1 pseudogene is annotated in these 455 nt (G+C 70.8%); it reads right to left on the bottom strand.

Annotated elements, in window-relative coordinates:
- Positions 1 to 413: pseudogene (locus EN862_RS34870) on the bottom strand (lytic transglycosylase domain-containing protein); the annotation flags it as partial.
- Positions 414 to 455 lie beyond the last annotated feature (42 nt).

The following is a 455-nucleotide window of genomic DNA, read 5'->3' as shown; positions in this document are numbered from 1 at the left end:
GGCGAGCCGCCCGCCGTCAGCACCGGCGGCGGCGGGAATTGGCCGGCCATCGGCGTCGAGCCGGCGAAAGCTGCCGGCTGCGCCGGCAAGGCAGCGCCCGGCTGGACGGGCGGCGGCAAAAGCGCGCTTTGAGTCGCCAGCGTGGTTTGCGTCGCGGGGGCGCCCGGCGGCGTCGCCAGCGCAACAGCATCGCCGGTCAGGGCCGCGGTCTGCACCTGCGCTAGACCGGAAGGCTCCGGCAGCACGGCTACTGTTTCGGGCAGCGCGATGGTCGGCGTGTCGTCCTCGACGGTCGGCGTCGAAGCTGCCGCAAGCTGGGGCGCGGCCTTCATCTGCGAGGTCGAAGTGCAGCCGCTGAGGCCGGCGGCGGCAACGAGCACGCCGATCGCGGTGAGTATGATTTTCGCTGCCAAGCCCTGCAGTCCGATTGTCGGTTGTTAAGAAGTCCTTACACC

This window comes from Mesorhizobium sp. M2E.F.Ca.ET.219.01.1.1 (assembly GCF_004016445.2).
GTDB lineage: Bacteria > Pseudomonadota > Alphaproteobacteria > Rhizobiales > Rhizobiaceae > Mesorhizobium.
The sequence above is the reverse complement of the archived record's forward strand: the minus strand, read 5'-3'. Positions and strand labels throughout refer to the sequence as shown.